The sequence below is a fragment of the Streptomyces sp. NPDC101110 genome, from assembly GCF_044759525.1.
GTDB lineage: Bacteria > Actinomycetota > Actinomycetes > Streptomycetales > Streptomycetaceae > Streptomyces.
The window spans coordinates 691,045-707,625 of sequence record NZ_JBIVZM010000001.1; the positions used below are offsets into that span (position 1 = coordinate 691,045).

General features: G+C 70.6%; 14 protein-coding genes and 1 pseudogene. 13 read left to right on the top strand and 2 right to left on the bottom strand.

All coding sequences use genetic code 11. The annotated features are described in order from the left end of the window. Positions 1-297: 297 nt before the first annotated feature. The 5 genes from ACIQU3_RS03240 to ACIQU3_RS03260 all read left to right on the top strand — a co-directional run bounded on the left by ACIQU3_RS03240 (position 298) and on the right by ACIQU3_RS03260 (position 6,183). Positions 298-1,938, top strand: a complete 1,641-nt coding sequence (locus tag ACIQU3_RS03240; protein ID WP_403725347.1) for an ABC transporter substrate-binding protein — start codon at positions 298-300, stop codon at positions 1,936-1,938. Positions 1,939-2,084: 146 nt separating this feature from the next. Then, positions 2,085-3,011 (top strand): ABC transporter permease, encoded by a 927-nt coding sequence (locus ACIQU3_RS03245; RefSeq protein ID WP_362235396.1) that lies wholly within the window; start codon positions 2,085-2,087, stop codon positions 3,009-3,011. Then, on the top strand, positions 3,004-3,972 hold the full coding sequence (locus ACIQU3_RS03250; protein ID WP_403725353.1) for an ABC transporter permease: 969 nt from the start codon (positions 3,004-3,006) through the stop codon (positions 3,970-3,972). Before ACIQU3_RS03245 ends, ACIQU3_RS03250 begins: the two co-directional genes overlap by 8 nt. Before the next feature lie 11 nt (positions 3,973-3,983). Then, on the top strand, positions 3,984-5,042 hold the full coding sequence (locus ACIQU3_RS03255; RefSeq protein ID WP_403725355.1) for an ABC transporter ATP-binding protein: 1,059 nt from the start codon (positions 3,984-3,986) through the stop codon (positions 5,040-5,042). Continuing rightward, positions 5,035-6,183, top strand: a complete 1,149-nt coding sequence (locus tag ACIQU3_RS03260; RefSeq protein ID WP_361119882.1) for a dipeptide ABC transporter ATP-binding protein — start codon at positions 5,035-5,037, stop codon at positions 6,181-6,183. The genes ACIQU3_RS03255 and ACIQU3_RS03260 overlap by 8 nt, the downstream gene beginning before the upstream one ends. Before the next feature lie 208 nt (positions 6,184-6,391). Here the strand turns inward: ACIQU3_RS03260 and ACIQU3_RS03265 are convergent, their stop codons facing one another. Further along, positions 6,392-8,518: a prolyl oligopeptidase family serine peptidase gene (locus tag ACIQU3_RS03265; RefSeq protein WP_403725360.1), complete on the bottom strand. Its 2,127-nt coding sequence runs from the start codon at positions 8,516-8,518 to the stop codon at positions 6,392-6,394. Positions 8,519-8,695: 177 nt separating this feature from the next. On the opposite strand from ACIQU3_RS03265, the gene ACIQU3_RS03270 reads away from it, so the two are divergent. The 8 genes from ACIQU3_RS03270 (at position 8,696) to ACIQU3_RS03305 (ending at position 16,407) form a co-directional block, all read left to right on the top strand. Next, positions 8,696-8,890, top strand: a complete 195-nt coding sequence (locus ACIQU3_RS03270; protein ID WP_031103282.1) for a hypothetical protein — start codon at positions 8,696-8,698, stop codon at positions 8,888-8,890. A gap of 28 nt (positions 8,891-8,918) precedes the next feature. Continuing rightward, positions 8,919-9,779 (top strand): N-acetyl-1-D-myo-inositol-2-amino-2-deoxy-alpha-D-glucopyranoside deacetylase, encoded by an 861-nt coding sequence (gene mshB / locus ACIQU3_RS03275; RefSeq protein WP_403725365.1) that lies wholly within the window; start codon positions 8,919-8,921, stop codon positions 9,777-9,779. Further along, on the top strand, positions 9,776-10,186 hold the full coding sequence (locus tag ACIQU3_RS03280; protein ID WP_403725369.1) for a DUF6113 family protein: 411 nt from the start codon (positions 9,776-9,778) through the stop codon (positions 10,184-10,186). The genes mshB and ACIQU3_RS03280 overlap by 4 nt, the downstream gene beginning before the upstream one ends. Positions 10,187-10,342: 156 nt before the next feature. After that, on the top strand, positions 10,343-12,841 hold the full coding sequence (locus tag ACIQU3_RS03285) for a hypothetical protein (protein WP_403923196.1): 2,499 nt from the start codon (positions 10,343-10,345) through the stop codon (positions 12,839-12,841). Between the two features lie 143 nt (positions 12,842-12,984). Then, positions 12,985-13,896: an ABC transporter ATP-binding protein gene (locus tag ACIQU3_RS03290; protein ID WP_403923198.1), complete on the top strand. Its 912-nt coding sequence runs from the start codon at positions 12,985-12,987 to the stop codon at positions 13,894-13,896. Next, positions 13,893-14,633 carry an ABC transporter permease gene (locus tag ACIQU3_RS03295; protein ID WP_403725380.1) on the top strand — a complete coding sequence of 247 codons (741 nt, stop codon included), beginning with the start codon at positions 13,893-13,895 and terminating at the stop codon, positions 14,631-14,633. The genes ACIQU3_RS03290 and ACIQU3_RS03295 overlap by 4 nt, the downstream gene beginning before the upstream one ends. After that, positions 14,630-15,796 carry a sensor histidine kinase gene (locus tag ACIQU3_RS03300; protein ID WP_403725383.1) on the top strand — a complete coding sequence of 389 codons (1,167 nt, stop codon included), beginning with the start codon at positions 14,630-14,632 and terminating at the stop codon, positions 15,794-15,796. The genes ACIQU3_RS03295 and ACIQU3_RS03300 overlap by 4 nt, the downstream gene beginning before the upstream one ends. Next, a complete protein-coding gene (locus ACIQU3_RS03305; RefSeq protein ID WP_403725386.1) occupies positions 15,793-16,407 on the top strand; it encodes a response regulator transcription factor in 615 nt (204 codons plus the stop codon). The genes ACIQU3_RS03300 and ACIQU3_RS03305 overlap by 4 nt, the downstream gene beginning before the upstream one ends. Before the next feature lie 74 nt (positions 16,408-16,481). Here the strand turns inward: ACIQU3_RS03305 and ACIQU3_RS03310 are convergent. Continuing rightward, a pseudogene (locus ACIQU3_RS03310) lies at positions 16,482-16,581 on the bottom strand (IS481 family transposase); the annotation flags it as partial.

Here is a 16,581-nt window from a genome sequence, read left to right on the forward strand (position 1 = left end):
CACCGATAGATGTGTAACAAGTCCGTTTCGCAGGGATCTTTCACCAAACCCTTTGTCCGGATTTTGGAAGATGTAGGCGAGAGCTGTGATCGAACCGAGACCTCGAGAGTGTGGTTCGGTCCTGGCGTTTGGCAGATAGTTAGGCGCGTAGAGCTCGGATGACGGGTCAGTAGCCGGCAGCGGCGCGACTCACGAGCGCGGGGGCACTCGACGAATTCCGGCACCGGCGACGGGCGGGGGCCGTGATGTGTCGTGTGCTCCCTTCGCGGTGAACCAATGACTTCTTAGGAGGAACCCATGCGCGGTGCCAGGAGCGCCAAGTGGGTCGCGGGGGCGATAGTCGTCGCTCTGGCCGCCACCGCCTGCGGCGGCGGCGACGACAGTGGCAGCGACGACATGAACAAGGGGAAGGCCGACCCGAACGGCATCGTCACTGCGCAGCTGAGCGAGCCTCAGAACCCGCTGCAGCCGGCCAACGCCAAGGAGAGCCAGGGCAGCCGCGTGCTGCGCGCGGTCTTCGCCGGCCTGGTCGACTACGAGCCCGGCACCGGCAAGCTCGAGTACGTCAACGCCGAGTCGGTCACGCCGAACGACGACTCGTCCGAGTGGACCGTCAAGCTCAAGCCGGGCTGGAAGTTCCATGACGGCACGCCGGTCACCGCGAAGTCCTACGTGGACTCCTGGAACTGGTCCGCCAACATCAAGAACAACCAGACCAACTCCAGCTGGTTCGCGGACATCGTCGGCTTCGAGGACGTGCACCCGGAGAAGGGTGACCCGAAGAGCGAGAAGATGTCGGGTCTGAAGGTCGTCGACGACAACACCTTCACGATCAAGCTGACGCAGCCGGTCTCGTACTTCGCGTACAAGCTGGGCTACGACGTGTGGGCGCCGCTGCCCGAGGCCTTCTTCAAGGACCCGAAGGGCTTCGGCGAGAAGCCGGTCGGCAACGGCCCGTACAAGTTCGTCTCCTGGGAGCACAACAAGCTCATCAAGGTCCGCAAGTTCGCGGACTACAAGGGCCCGAACGCTGCCAAGAACGGCGGCATCGACTTCAAGAACTACACGACCGCCGACGCCGCCTACTCGGACCTGCGCTCCGACAACGTGGACTGGATCGAGCAGGTCCCGACCACCGCGCTGTCCAACTACAAGTCGGACCTCGGCGACCGTGCCATCGACCAGCCGTACTCGGCTGTCCAGTCGATCGTCCCGGCGTTCTACACCAAGCAGTTCAAGGACATCGACCCCAAGGTCATCCAGGGTCTGTCCATGGCGATCGACCGCCAGACGATCACCAAGACGGTCCTCCAGGGCACGCGTACCCCGGCCGACTCCTACGTCGCCCCGGGCGTCCTCGGCTACAAGAAGGGCGCGCTCGGCGACATCGTCAAGTTCGATGCGGCCCAGGCCAAGAAGCTCATCCAGGAGGGTGGCGGCGTCCCGGGCAACAAGATCCAGATCCAGTACAACGCCGACCAGGACCACAAGCCCTGGGTCGACGCGGTCTGCAACTCGATCCGCAAGTCCACCGGCGTCGAGTGCACCGGCGACCCGAAGCCGACCTTCCAGGCCGACCTCGACGCCCGTGACAAGGAGCAGGTCAAGTCCATGTACCGCGGTGGCTGGGTGCTGGACTACCCGGTCAACTCGAACTTCATGCGCGACCTGTACGGCTCCACGGCGGCGGGCAACACCAGCGGTTACTCCAACAAGGAGTTCGACAAGCTGAGCTCCGAGGCCGACAAGGCCGGCTCGATCGACGAGACCGTGGCCAAGTACCAGGAGGCGGAGCAGCTCCTCGCCAAGGACATGCCGGCGATCCCGCTCTGGTTCTACAAGGTCAACAGCGGTCAGTCCAGGAACATCCTGGGCAAGATCGAGTACGGCCAGGACGGTGACCCGATCTTCGACACCATCCAGGTCAAGCAGAAGTAACCAGACGACCGCAGACCGGTGCCGCCCCTCCCGCACAAGGGGAGCGGCGGCGCCGGTCCGTAGGCACAGGCCTCCACCTCACCCCCCTCACCTGCGGTAGATGAGTGCGCAGGCCTCGCCGACCCCTCACGGCATGGAGGCGCAAGATGGGGCGCTACGCCGCCAGGCGACTGCTCCAGATGATCCCGATCTTCATCGGGACAACTCTGTTGATCTTCCTGATGGTCCACATCCTGCCGGGCGACCCGGTCCGGGCCATCTACGGGGACAAGGCTCCCGATCCCGCACAGATCGCGCAGATCAAGCGCGAGTACGGCTTCGACAAGCCCGTCCTCGAGCAGTACTTCCACTACATGCTGAATCTCCTCAAGGGAGACTTCGGCAACAACCTCGCCGGGCGCCCGGTCATCGACCTCATGGCCGACGCCTTCCCGGTGACCCTGCGGCTGACGCTGCTGGCCATCACCATCGAGATCATCATCGGTGTCGGCCTGGGCGCGTGGGCCGGTCTGCGGGCCGGTAAGGCCGCCGACACCGGTGTGCTGGTCTTCACCCTGACGGTGATCTCCATCCCGGTGTTCGTGCTGGGCTTCATCGCCCGGTTCATCTTCGCCGACGAACTCGGCTGGCTGCCGCCCAACGTGCAGGACTCGACGTCCTACTCGCAGTTGTTCCTGCCCGCGTTCGTCCTCGCCATGCTCTCCATGGCGTACGTCGCGCGGCTGACCCGGACGACGTTCGCCGAGAACCTGCGGGCCGACTACATGCGCACCGCGCTGGCCAAGGGCCTGCCCCGGCGCCGCATCATCGGTGTCCACCTGCTGCGCAACTCGCTGATCCCCGTGGTCACCTTCGTCGGCACCGACGTCGGCGGCTTCATCGGCGGCGCGGTCATCACCGAGGGCATCTTCAACATCCAGGGTGTCGGCAACCTCCTCTACAGGGCGATCCAGACGAGCGAGGGCTCGACGGTCACGGGTGTGGTGACGGTCCTCGTCCTCGTCATCCTCCTGATCAACCTGCTCATCGACCTGCTGTACGCGGTCCTGGACCCGAGGATCCGGTATGCCTGACGTGACCAAGGCCCAGACCACCGACGCAGCGGCCGTGGACGCCGTGGCCCCGCCGGCCGTCGACGCCCCCGGCAAGCAGAGCGCGCAGACGAGCGAGAAGCCCCGCTCCCTGTGGGGTGACGCCTGGTACGACCTGCGGCACCGGCCCATGTTCTGGATCTCCTCGGTGCTGCTGGTCCTGCTCCTGGTGATCGCCGCGTTCCCCGGCATGTTCACCAGCGTCGACCCGCGCGACGGCGACCTCGTCCACCACTACCTGGGCAAGCCGCAGCTGGGGCACTTCTTCCAGCCCGACTGGTTCGGTTACGACCAGCAGGGCCGCTCCATCTACTCGCGCGTCATCCACGGCACCCGCGCCTCGATCCTCGTGGGCGTCTGCGTCACCGCGGCCGTCACGCTGCTCGGCGGTCTGCTCGGCATGCTGGCCGGCTACTTCGGCGGCTGGATCGACTCGGTGATCTCCCGGATCGTCGACATCTTCTTCGGGCTGCCGTTCCTGCTCGGCACCATGGTCGTGCTGAACGCCTTCACCGAGCGCAAGGTGTACGTCGTCATCCTGGCCCTGGCCTTCCTCGGCTGGACCTCGATCGCGCGGGTCATGCGCAGCTCCGTCATCACGGCGAAGCAGGCGGACTACGTGACGGCGGCCCGGGCGCTGGGCGCCGGCACCACGCGGATCCTGTTCCGCCACGTGATGCCGAACGCCGTCGCGCCCACCATCGTCGTGGCGACGATCGCCCTCGGCGGTTACATCTCCGCGGAGGCGACGCTGTCGTTCCTGGGCCTCGGCCTGAGCGACCCGACGATCTCGTGGGGCATCGACATCTCCGAGGGCAGCAAGGTGATCCGGGACAACCCGCACACACTGCTGTTCCCGGCGGGCATGCTCAGCCTCACCGTCTTCGCGTTCATCATGCTCGGCGACGCGGTGCGCGACGCCCTCGACCCGAAGCTGCGCTGAGGAGGGCGTACGTGACCACCATCGACAAGACCCGGAACGTCCCCGAGCCGCGCGGCGCGGCCGACGGCGACGTTCCCCTGCTCGAAGTGCGCGACCTGCACGTCGAGTTCCACACCCGTGACGGCGTGGCCAAGGCCGTCAACGGCGTCAACTACACCGTGAGCTCCGGCGAGACGCTCGCCGTGCTCGGTGAGTCCGGCTCCGGCAAGTCCGTGACCGCCCAGGCGATTATGGGCATTCTCGACATGCCGCCCGGGCGCATCCCGCAGGGCCAGATCCTGTACCGGGGCGAGGACATGCTCACCATGTCCGCCGACGCCCGGCGCAAGATCCGCGGCCGGAAGATCGCCATGATCTTCCAGGACGCGCTGTCCGCGCTGAACCCGGTGCTGTCCGTCGGCTACCAGCTCGGCGAGATGTTCCGCGTCCACCAGGGCCTGAGCAAGAAGGACGCCCGGGCCAAGGCCATCGAGCTGATGGACCGTGTGAAGATCCCGGCCGCCAAGGAGCGCGTCGGCGACTATCCGCACCAGTTCTCCGGCGGTATGCGCCAGCGCATCATGATCGCCATGGCGCTCGCCCTGGAGCCGGACCTGATCATCGCCGACGAGCCGACCACGGCCCTCGACGTGACGGTCCAGGCCCAGGTCATGGACCTGCTCGCGGAGTTGCAGCGCGAGTACAACATGGGCCTGATCCTGATCACCCACGACCTCGGCGTGGTCGCCGACGTCGCGGACAAGATCGCGGTGATGTACGCCGGCCGGATCGTGGAGACCGCGCCCGTGCACGAGCTGTACAAGCGGCCCGCGCACCCCTACACCAAGGGTCTGCTCGAGTCGATCCCGCGCCTGGACCAGAAGGGCCAGGACCTCTACGCGATCAAGGGTCTGCCGCCCAACCTGCTGCGGATCCCGACCGGTTGCGCGTTCAACCCGCGGTGCCCGCAGGCGCAGGACATCTGCCGTACGGACGTCCCGCCGCTGCACCCGGTCACCGAGCGGGACGGCGGCGAGCTGCCCGGGCGAGGCAGCGCGTGCCACTTCTGGAAGGAGACGATCCATGGCTGAGCTGGACAAGACGGACGAGTCCATGGACGCCACCCCCAACGTCACCGAGGTCGAGACGGTGGAGGCCGCCACCGACGCGGAGGCCGTGGCCGCCATCGAGGCGCCGGTCGAACGCGGTGAGCCGATCCTTCAGGTGCGCAACCTGGTCAAGCACTTCCCGCTGACCCAGGGCATCCTGTTCAAGCGTCAGATCGGTGCGGTCAAGGCCGTGGACGGGGTCTCCTTCGACCTCTACCAGGGCGAGACCCTCGGCATCGTGGGCGAGTCCGGCTGTGGCAAGTCCACCGTCGCCAAGCTGCTGATGATGCTGGAGAAGGCGACCGCGGGCGAGATCTTCTACAAGGGCCAGGACATCACCAAGCTGTCCGGGCGCGCGCTGAAGGCGGTCCGCCGGAACATCCAGATGGTGTTCCAGGACCCGTACACCTCGCTCAACCCCCGTATGACGGTGGGCGACATCATCGGGGAGACCTTCGAGATCCACCCCGAGGTGGCGCCGAAGGGCGACCGCCGTCGCAAGGTCCAGGACCTCCTGGACGTCGTCGGCCTCAACCCCGAGTACATCAACCGCTACCCGCACCAGTTCTCGGGCGGTCAGCGCCAGCGCATCGGCATCGCCCGCGGCCTGGCCCTGAACCCCGAGATCATCATCTGCGACGAGCCGGTCTCCGCCCTGGACGTGTCCGTCCAGGCGCAGGTCATCAACCTGATGGAGAAGCTGCAGAACGAGTTCAACCTCTCGTATCTCTTCATCGCGCACGACCTGTCGATCGTCCGGCACATCTCGGACCGCGTGGGTGTGATGTACCTCGGCAAGATGGCCGAGATCGGCTCGGACACGGAGATCTACGACCACCCGACGCACCCCTACACCCAGGCGCTGCTGTCGGCCGTCCCGGTCCCCGACCCGGAGTCCCGCGAGGGCCGCGAGCGGATCATCCTCACCGGCGACGTCCCGTCCCCGGCCAACCCGCCCTCGGGCTGCCGCTTCCGCACCCGCTGCTGGAAGGCGCAGGACAAGTGCGCCCAGGAGGTCCCCCTCCTGGCCATCCCCGAGCGCTTCCAGGGTGCGGACACCCCGGCGGCCCACGAGTCCGCCTGCCACTTCGCGGAGGAGAAGGACGTGGTCCACGCGGCCTGACCCGACCGTCGCATTTCCCGGCATCCCCTGGGGTGCCGGGAAATGCTGCTGTCCGGCCCGGCTCGCACCGCTGCCAACTGCGTTAACACGCAGGCAACTTCGCCGACCCGGTTCCGATATACGGACGCGTCAGGCTGGTCGGCGTACGGCCGTGCGGGTGCCGTAGGCGGGCCGGGGCGCCGGGAGGCGGTCCGGCCCGTCGCCGTGTTCAGGGGGCCGTGATGCCCAGGGAGCGCTTCAGGAAGTCGACCTGGAGGAGGAGCAGGTTCTCGGCGACCTGTTCCTGCGGGGTGATGTGGGTGACGCCGGACAGCGGCAGCACCTCGTGCGGGCGGCCGGCGGCCAGCAGGGCCGAGGACAGGCGCAGGGCGTGGGCCACCACGACGTTGTCGTCGGCGAGGCCGTGCACGATCATCAGTGGGCGGTGCGGCTCGGCGGGGGAGGACAGCCCGTCGGGAGTGACCAGGGAGCTCTTCGCGTACGCCTCCGGGTGCTCGGCCGGGACGCCCAGGTAGCGCTCCGTGTAATGGGTGTCGTACAGGCTCCAGTCGGTCACCGGCGCGCCCGCGATGCCCGCGTGGAAGACGTCCGGGCGGCGCAGCACCGCCAGGCCCGCCAGCCAGCCGCCGTAGGACCAGCCGCGGATGGCCACCCGGGACAGATCCAGGGGGTGGCGCTTGGCGAGGTCCTGAAGCGCGTCCACCTGGTCGTCGAGTGACAGCGTGAAGTCGTGGTGGACCGCCTTCTCCCAGGCGGGTGAGCGTCCCGGGGTGCCGCGGCCGTCCGCGACCACGACGGCGAAGCCCTGGTCCGCGAACCACTGCGACGTGAGGTGGGCGTTGTGCGCGGCGACCACCCGCTGGCCGTGCGGCCCGCCGTAGGGGTCCATGAGGACCGGCAGCGGGGTGTCGCCGTCGTAGTCCCGAGGCATAAGCACGGCGCACGGTACGCGGCGTGCGCCCCCCTCGGTGAGCGTCACGCGGGGGGACATACCAGGATCTTCGGCATATGAAGGGACAGTCCTGGTCGGTTTTCCGTCGCGCAGGACCTGCACCAGCGAACCTGGCCGGTTCAGTGCGGCCGAGACCAGAACCGTCACGTCCCCGGCCCGTACCGCCGCGTGCACGCCCGGCTCCGGGGACACCCGCTCCACACCCAGCTCGTTCACCCGGTACACGTGCACCTCGCCCGTCCCGGCCTCGCCCGCGGCCTCCGCGCCCGCCGAGGCCGAGATCAGCACGTCGTGCCCGGAGACGTCCAGCACGGCCCGGACGTGCAGCTGCGCCCCCGTCAGTGGCCGGTCCCCGACCGCCAGCACCCGCGCCCCGCCCTCGTCGGCGATCCGCACCAGCTGACCCGAGGGACTCCAGCACGGCACGCCGGGGAAAAGATCCAGCCAAGTTCGATCTTCATCGGCGTGCACCATCCGCGTCGCGCCCGAGTCCGGGTCCACGGCCAGGATCAGCTGACTGCGCTGGTCGCGCGCCTGTACGAGCAGCAGTGGCGCCCCCGCCGCTGACCAGTGGACATGTGCCAGATACGGGTAACGCGCCCGGTCCCAGGCGACCTCCGTGCGCAGCCCGTCCAGGCTGATCACGAACAGCCGCACCTCCGCGTTGGCGGTGCCCGCCGCCGGGTAGGGCACCCGCTGAGGCTCCCGTTCCGGATGCGCGGGGTCGGCGATCCACCAGCGCCGCACCGGCGTGTCGTCCACCCGCGCCACGAGCAGCCGGTCCGACTCCGGAGCCCACCAGAAGCCCCGCGAACGCCCCATCTCCTCGGCCGCGATGAACTCGGCCAGTCCGTACGAGACCTTCTCCGACTCCGGCTCGGCGAGCGCCCGGTCGCCCTCACCCTCGGCGCCCACCACCCGCAGGGCCCCCTGCGCGACATACGCGACCTGCCGGCCGTCGGGCGACGGACGCGGGTCGATCACCGGCCCCGGCACGCGCAGTTCACGCGCCGTCCCCGCGCGCAGCTCCGCCGCGAAAAGCCGCCCCGACAAGGCGAAAGAGGCCAACTCCACAGCCGTGTCGGTGGCGTACCCGACGATGCCGGCCCCGCCCTCACGGCTGCGTTCGCGCCGCGCCCGTTCCTCGGGCGAGAGGTCCTCCGAAGCCCCTCCCAGCAGGGCGCGCGGGTCGGCGGCCACGCGCTCCGCGCCCTCCTCCGTGTCGAGGACCCAGAGTGAATTCGCCCGGTCCGTACCGGAACCGGAGCGCAGGAACACGACACGGGAACCGTCGGGCGCAACGGTGAACGAGCGCGGCGCGCCGAGCGTGAAGCGCTGGGTGCGGGCGTGCCGTCGGGGGAAGGAGTGAGGCTCGGTCGTCATGCCTTGACCATATTGGCCATGCGCCCCCTTGTGCGGCCGTGCGCCGATCGATGCGCGCGAAGGGATAGTTATGATCAATGACGCATAGTGGGTATGAACCTGCTGGCTGCTGTACGGATTTGATGCCCCCATAGTCCGACCCCCCGCGCCCTCGTGGATCTTTGGAGGTGAGCCGCCGTGGCACTCTCGATTTCGGCGGTGGTGCTGCTGGCGATCATCGTCTTCCTGCTCGTCAAGAAGTCGGGACTGAAGGCGGGGCATGCGATCGTCTGCATGCTGCTCGGCTTCTACCTCGCCTCCTCGACCGTCGCTCCCACGATCAACGAGTTGACGACGAACATCGCGGGCATGATCGGCAGCATCAAGTTCTGACCCCGGCGGGACCTCGTAGGCTGGTCCCATGACGGAACTGCCCGACCGGCGTCTGTTGCTGGTGCACGCGCACCCGGACGACGAGTCGATCATCAACGGCGCGACCATGGCCAGGTACGCGGCCGAAGGTGCCCACGTCACGCTGGTCACCTGCACCCTGGGTGAGCGCGGCGAGGTCATCCCGCCCGAGCTGGCGCACCTGTCGGGCGCCGCCCTGGGTCAGCACCGCCGCCGCGAGCTCACCGCGGCCCTGACCGAGCTCGGCGTCCGGGACTTCCGCCTCCTCGGGGGCGCCGGACGCTACAGCGACTCCGGGATGATGGGCCTGCCCGACAACGACGACCCCGGCTGCTTCTGGCAGGCCGACATCGACGAGGCCGCCGGGCACCTCGTCGAGGTGATCCGCGAGGTGCGCCCCCAGGTCCTCGTCACCTACGACGAGAACGGCGGCTACGGTCACCCGGACCACATCCAGGCCCACCGCGTCGCCATGCGCGCCGTGCAGCTGTCCGCCGACGCCGGTCTGCCGGTCCCCAAGGTGTACTGGAACCGGGTCCCCCGGCCGGTTCTGGAGGAGTCCTTCGCCCGGCTCCGGGAGGATCTGTCCGGCACGTCCTTCACCAAGGTCGCCGACATCGACGACGTCCCGGGTGTCGTGCCCGAGGAGCGTGTCACCACCGCGATCGACGGCACCGCCCACGCCGCCGCGAAGGCCGCCGCGATGCGCGCCCACGTCACCCAGATCACCGTGGACGGGCCCTACTTCGTGCTGTCCAACGAACTCGCCCAGCCGATCCTCACCACCGAGTACTACGAGCTGGTGCGCGGCGAGGCGGGCCCCGGTGAGCGGGAGACGGACCTGTTCGCCGGTGTCGGGGAGACCTCATGAACGACCGGACGCCGATGCTCGCCCAGCCGATGCGGCCGCCCACGGCCGGACGGGTCGGCGCCTGCCTCGGGTTCTTCGTGCTCGGCGCGGTGGTGAGCGTCGCCGGGGCCCTGGTGCAGCCCGGGTGGTTCCCGGGCGGGCTGCTGCTCGCCCTGGCCGCAGAGGCCGGGGCCGTCCTGGGCGGCTCACTCGTGCTCCGCGGCCGGGCCGGGGGCGTCGCGGCCGCGGCCGGCTGGATGCTCGCCGTCGTCCTGCTGACCGCCAGCCGCCCCGAGGGCGACTTCCTCTTCGCCGCGGGGAGCGGGTCCTATCTCTTCCTGCTCGGGGGCATCGCCGTGGCTGTGATCTGCGCCACCCTCGCGCCGGGGCGGCAACCGGACGGCGGTCCCGCCCGACTTGCCAAGTGACGTACCACTTCGCCAGTACGTGGCCGTGGGGGTCCGGTGTGGGTTTCCAAGGCGGTCACGGGATACGGGCGAGAAGTGGCCAGTATGGTGGTGCGCGCCGCCGAGCTGCCCGCGTGAGGTCGTGTCGGGCGGCGGAGCCAACCGGGAGAACCTGCCTTGAGTCGTGAAACTGACACTCCGTCCTCCGGGCCCAACGGGCGCGGCGGAGCCGCCTACCCGTCGGGTACGCCGCCGTACGGGACCCCGACGGTCTCCGACGCCGGTACGGACGCGGGCCGTTCCGCCACGCGGCCGGAGGAACGCAAGACCGAGACCACGCTGACGACCCGGATCCGGATCAACATCCCCGGGTCGCGGCCCATTCCGCCCGTGGTGGTGCGCAAGCCCATGGCGGAGACCGAGGGCGCGGCCGACACCGACACACGCGGTGAGGCGTCGACGGCCCCGGGCACCGCCCCGTCCCCGGCACCGGCACCGGCCGAGCCTCCCGCCGAACCCGCGCAGCAGGGCGACGACAAGCCGGCCAGCGACTGGTTCGCACCCCGCAAGTCGGGCGGCGGCAAGGGTGGTCCGGGCAGCGGCTCCACCAACGGTGCCGGAACGCCGGGCGGTTCGCGTCCGGCGGCGGGTGGTCCCGGTGCCGCGGCGCCGGGTTCCGGCTCCGGTGCCGGAGCGTCCGGTGGGACGCGGCCGGGCAGCGGCCGGCCCGGCGGAGTAGTCGGTTCCATGGGCGTGCCGGGCGGTTCCCGCTCCGGCGGCACGAACGGTGCCGGTCTCCCGGGCGGCGCCACCGGCGGCCCCGTCGCGCCCGGGCACGGCGGCGGCACCGGCTCCTTCGACGTCACCGAGGCCCTGGCGGCGGGCCCGCTGGGCAGCGGCTCCCGCCCCGCCCCGGGCGGCGCCGAACCGCGCCGCGACGAACTGCCGTACTTCTCCGAGAACGGCCGCGACGGACAGAACGGGCAGGACGGCCAGAACGGGCAGGGTGGCTACGGCGGTCCGGCCGGCGGCCCGGGCACGTCCGACGGCTTCGGCGCGAACGGCACGTCCGGCGGCCCCGGATCCCGGCGCCCGGCCGGCCCGACCGGCGGACCGGTCACCGGCGACGGCCCGATGGTGCCGCCGGCCGGCGGCCCGGGCGGTTTCGGCGATCAGGCCGACCCCGGGGCGAGGGACTCCTTCAGCACGTCCGGCGGCCCTGGCGGCGGCCCCGGTGCCTTCAACGCCCCTGGTGCTCCCGGCGGCCCGGGCGGCTTCGGCGAGCAGGGCAGGCCCGGCGCTCCCGAGGCCTTCGACGAGCCCGCCCGCACCGGCGCCCCGGGCGGCCCCGGTGCCTTCAACGCCCCGGGAAGGCCGGGAGGACCCGGAGCCCCCGGAGCCCTGGGCGGCCGCCCAGGTGGCCCTGCGGGCCCGGGCGCCTCGGCCGCTCCCGGCGCCGCGGCCCCCGGCCCCGGCGGTGGCATGAGCGACGACACCGCCGTCCTCACCCCGCAGAAGCCGGCCCCCGAACCGCCGGACGGCCAGGGCTACGGCCCCCGGCACGACAACGTCTCCGGGCACACCGTCACCAGCGGCATGCCCGTCGTGACGCCCGGCGCGGCCTCCCCGTTCGGCCCGGGCGCGCCCGCCGACGGCCCGGTGCCGCACGCCGCCCCGAAGCTGCCCGAGCCGGTCACCCCGCCCCCGGCGAGCTCCTCCAAGGCGCCGAAGAAGAAGGGCCGCAACAAGCTCGTGCTGCTCGCGGTCGGCGTGGTCGTGGCCGCCGGCGGCGTCTACGGCGCCGGTCTGCTGATGAACCGCACCGACGTGCCCAAGGGCACCACCGTGCTCGGCGTCGACATCGGCGGTACGACCCGCGACGGCGCCGTCAGGAAGCTCGGCGAGGCCTTCGACGACCGCGCCGGTACGCCGCTGAAGCTGTCGGTGGGCGGCAAGACCGTCGCCCTCGACCCGGACAAGGCGGGCCTGCAGTTCGACATGGACGCCACGGCCGACGCGGCGGCGAAGAGCGACTACAACCCGGTCTCCGTGATCGGGTCGCTGTTCGGCAACCACCGTTCCGTCACGCCGGTCATGCCCGTCGACGAGGAGAAGCTGCACGCCTCCCTGGAGGAGGCGGCGGGCGGCTCCGGCGCGTCGACCGACGGCACGATCGAGTTCAAGGGCGGCAAGGCCGTCCCCGTGTACGGCAAGACCGGCAAGGGCGTCGACCTCGCCAAGTCGACGACGGTCGTGGAGGAGGCGTACCGCACCCAGGTGGAGACCGGCGCGTCCGGCGCGGTGAACCTGCCGACCACCACCCGGCAGCCGACCGTCTCGAACGCCGAGGTCGACCGGGTGCTGAAGGACTTCGCGCAGCCCGCGATGTCGGCCAAGGCCATCGTGCAGACCGACGCGGCGCACAGCATCCCGTTCGGGGCGCTGTCGCTGCCGAAGATCCTCAGCTTCAAGGCCGTCGACGGCAAGCTCGTGGACACGTACAACCTCAAGGCGCTCCAGGAGGCGTACGGCCAGACCTTCGACGGCGTGCAGATCGAGGGCGCGAGCGGCAAGCGCGACGTCACGCCGCAGGACGTCGTCACGGCGCTGCGCAAGGCCCTGCGGGGCAAGACGCCCGCGGAGCGGGTCGGAGTCATCGACACCAAGCCGAACTGACCTCCGGCCGGCCGTCGTACGAGAGCCCCCGTCCGGCGCGGACGGGGGCTCTCGCCGTCATCTCACCGGCATGACACCTGTCATGCGGCAGTCCGGACACCAGGCACTGCCCCCGCTCGCACCCCCGAAGCCACGATGTCCGTATGACAACGACAGCCTCGGTGGTCGCGTTCGACCAGGTGAGCAAGGCATACGGCGGCGTCCGGGCCGTGGACGCACTGACCCTGGACCTCAGGCCGGGGGAGACGGTGGCGCTGCTCGGTCCCAACGGCGCCGGCAAGTCCACCACCCTCGACCTCCTGCTCGGCCTCAAGAACCCCGACGGTGGCACCGTCCGGCTCTTCGGCACCAGCCCCCGGGAGGCCATCGTGGCCGGCCGCGTGGGCGCCATGCTGCAGAGCGGCGGCCTCATGGACGAGGTCACGGTCGCCGAACTCGTACGGCTCGCCTGCGACCTGCACCCGAAGGCCCACCGGCACTCCGAGGTGCTGTCCCGGGCGGGCATCACGCAGCTCGCCGACCGCAAGGTCAACAAGCTCTCCGGCGGTCAGGCCCAACGCGTCCGCTTCGCTCTCGCCACCGCCGGCGACAGCGACCTCGTCGTCCTGGACGAACCCACCACCGGCATGGACGTCACCACCCGCCAGGGCTTCTGGGCCACCATGCGCGAGCAGGCCGACCAGGGCCGGACCGTCCTCTTCGCCACCCACTACCTCGAAGAGGCCGACGCCGTCGCCGACCGGGTCCTCGTCCTGCACCGCGGCCGGCTCCTCGCCGACGGCACGGCCGCCGAGATCAAGGCCAAGGCGGGCGCCCGGCGGGTCTCCTTCGACCTGGAGGGCACCATCGACGAACCGGCCCTGCGCGGCCTGCCCTTCCTCACCGGCATCGACATCTCCGGCCGGACCGTGCGCATCCAGTCCTCCGACGCCGACGCCACCGTCCACGCCCTGTACGGCCTCGGCGTCCACCCCCGCAACCTGGAAGTCGCCGGACTCGGCCTGGAACAGGCCTTCGTCGCCATCACCACCGCCGAGGAGGCGAAGTCGAAATGAACAGCCTGATCAAGCTGGAGCTCACCCGCGCCCTGCGCAACCGCAAGTTCCTGTTCTTCTCCGTGATCTACCCGTCGGTGCTGTTCCTGATCATCGCGGGCAACGCCGACGGCACCACGAAGGTCCCCGGCAGCGACCTGACCCTGCCGACCTACATGATGGTCTCCATGGCGTCCTTCGGGGCCCTCACGGCCGTCCTCATGGGCAACAGCGAGCGCATCGCCAAGGAGCGCGAGAGCGGCTGGGTGAGGCAACTGCGCCTGACCACGCTGCCGGGCCGCGGCTACGTCCTCGCCAAGACCGCGAGCGCCGCCGTCGTCAGCCTGCCGTCCATCGTCATCGTCTTCGCCGTCGCCGCGGCCGTGAAGGGCGTACGGCTGGACGCCTGGCAGTGGCTCGCCCTCACCGGCGCGATCTGGGCCGGCAGCCTCGTGTTCGCGGCGCTCGGAGTCGCCCTCGGCTACCTCGCCGGCGGGGACACCGTCCGGCCGATCACGATGATCACTTACTTCGGCCTGTCCATGCTCGGCGGCCTGTGGATGCCCACCACGACCTTCCCGGACTGGCTCCAGGCCATCGCGAAGTGGCTGCCGACGCACGCGTACGCTGCCCTGGGGCAGGCCATCGAGCAGAGCCGTGCCCCGCACGTCCAGGACCTCGCCGTCCTCGTGGTGTCGTTCGTCCTCTTCGCGGGCGGGGCGGCCTGGCTGTACCGGAAGGACACCCTGAAGGCGTGAACGACGTCGGCGTCGGTATCGGACAGCGCCCGGTCAACCGCCGGCAGCGCGTGGTGAAGTCGCTGTGGACCGGCATCTGGCTGGTCTACCTGAGCGCACCCGTCACCGATCTCCTGCACGGCGGCCACAGCACCGGCGTGCGGATCCTCGGCTGGCTCGGTCTGGCCGCGTTCGTCACCTGGTACATGCTGCTGGTCTTCCGCACCGGCCGCGGTGAGCGCAACGGCCTGGTGCTCGGCTCGCTCGCGGTCCTCGCGGCCCAGTCCACCCTCCTCGCCCTCACCCTGGGCCGCGAGTGGCTGGTGCTGTTCGTGTACGTGTCGATCGCGTCCGGCGCCGCCCTGCCGCTGCGCATGGCCCGCTGGACGATCCCGGGGGCCTGCGCGCTGCTGACCGCCGTGGCGTTCGCGGTGCCGGACGGACACGCCTACCTGGCCGGACTGCTCATCCCGGCCCTGCTCGGCGGCTTCGCGATGACCGGCGTGCGCGAACTCGTCCGGACCACCATCGCCCTGCGCGAGGCCCGGGCCACCGTCGCCCAGCTCGCCGCCAACGAGGAGCGCCTGCGCCTGGCCAGGGACCTGCACGACCTGCTCGGCCACTCGCTGTCCCTGATCACGCTGAAGAGCGAGCTGGCCGGGCGGATGCTGCCCGACCGTCCCGACAAGGCGGCCCAGCAGGTCGCCGACATCGAGCAGGTCAGCCGCCAGGCCCTCGTCGACGTACGGGAGGCCGTCACCGGCTACCGCCGTCCCCGCCTGAACGCCGAACTCGCCGGTGCCCAGGTCGCCCTGACCGCGGCCGGCGTCACCGCCGAACTGCCCGCCGAGCCGGGCCTCGACGGTGTGCCCGAGGAGAGCGAGTCCGCCCTGGCGTGGGCGCTGCGCGAGGCCGTCACCAACGTCGTACGGCACAGCGGTGCCCGCCGCTGCACGGTCGAGCTGGTGCGCCGTCAGACCCTCGACGGGCCGGTGCTGGAACTCACCGTCGAGGACGACGGCTCGGGCGGTACGGGCACGGGCGACGGCAACGGCCTCGCGGGGTTGACCGAACGCCTCACCAAGGCGGGCGGCACCCTGGAGGCCGGCCCGTTCAAGCACGGCTTCCGCCTGGTCGCCCGCGTGCCCACGGCCGGACCGGCGGACGTAGGATCCCCCGCATGAGCCGCACGATCAAGGTCCTGCTCGCCGAGGACCAGTCGATGGTCCGCGAGGCCCTGGCCGCCCTGCTCGGCCTGGAGGAGGACATCGAGGTCGTCGCCCAGGTGGCCCGCGGCGACGAGGTCCTTCAGGCCGCCCGCGCCCACGGCGTGGACGTGGCCCTCCTGGACATCGAGATGCCCGGCGCGACGGGCATAGAGGCCGCGGCCCGCCTGCACGCCGAACTCCCCGCCGTGAAGCTGGTCGTCCTCACCACCTTCGGCCGCCCCGGCTACCTGCGCAGCGCGATGGAGTCCGGCGCCGACGCCTTCCTGGTCAAGGACGCCCCCGCGGCCCAGCTCGCGGAGGCGATCCGCAAGGTCCTCACCGGCGAACGCGTCATCGACCCCACCCTCGCGGCGGCGGCCCTGGCGGAGGGCGCCAACCCGCTGACGGACCGCGAGCGAGAAGTCCTCCGGGCGGCCTCCGACGGCTCCACGAACGCGGAACTGGCAGCGACCCTGCACCTCTCCCAGGGCACGGTCCGCAACTACCTCTCCACGGCGATCCAGAAACTGGCGGTGAGGAACAGGGCGGAGGCGGTCCGGGTGGCGCGCGAAAAGGGCTGGTTGTGAATCACCCCGTCAGGGGCGCGGGGAACCGCGCGAAGCAGTCCCACTCACCCGCACACGCAAGACCACACGAGCCCCTAGGTGTGCTGACCGGACAGGTTGGTGACGCGGCTGGCTGGGGTGTGGCCGCTGATTCCGGTGTGGGGTCGGTGGTAGTTGTACCAGTCCAGCCAGTCG

Excerpts from the sequence above, each read along its gene's own strand:
- ACIQU3_RS03305 (WP_403725386.1), top strand. The coding sequence starts at position 15,793 with ATGAGCCGCACGATCAAGGTCCTGCTCGCCGAGGACCAGTCGATGGTC.
- ACIQU3_RS03240 (WP_403725347.1), top strand. The coding sequence starts at position 298 with ATGCGCGGTGCCAGGAGCGCCAAGTGGGTCGCGGGGGCGATAGTCGTC.
- ACIQU3_RS03290 (WP_403923198.1), top strand. The coding sequence starts at position 12,985 with ATGACAACGACAGCCTCGGTGGTCGCGTTCGACCAGGTGAGCAAGGCA.
- ACIQU3_RS03260 (WP_361119882.1), top strand. The coding sequence starts at position 5,035 with ATGGCTGAGCTGGACAAGACGGACGAGTCCATGGACGCCACCCCCAAC.
- ACIQU3_RS03245 (WP_362235396.1), top strand. The coding sequence starts at position 2,085 with ATGGGGCGCTACGCCGCCAGGCGACTGCTCCAGATGATCCCGATCTTC.
- mshB (WP_403725365.1), top strand. The coding sequence starts at position 8,919 with ATGACGGAACTGCCCGACCGGCGTCTGTTGCTGGTGCACGCGCACCCG.
- ACIQU3_RS03295 (WP_403725380.1), top strand. The coding sequence starts at position 13,893 with ATGAACAGCCTGATCAAGCTGGAGCTCACCCGCGCCCTGCGCAACCGC.
- ACIQU3_RS03280 (WP_403725369.1), top strand. The coding sequence starts at position 9,776 with ATGAACGACCGGACGCCGATGCTCGCCCAGCCGATGCGGCCGCCCACG.
- ACIQU3_RS03250 (WP_403725353.1), top strand. The coding sequence starts at position 3,004 with ATGCCTGACGTGACCAAGGCCCAGACCACCGACGCAGCGGCCGTGGAC.
- ACIQU3_RS03265 (WP_403725360.1), bottom strand. The coding sequence starts at position 8,518 with ATGACGACCGAGCCTCACTCCTTCCCCCGACGGCACGCCCGCACCCAG.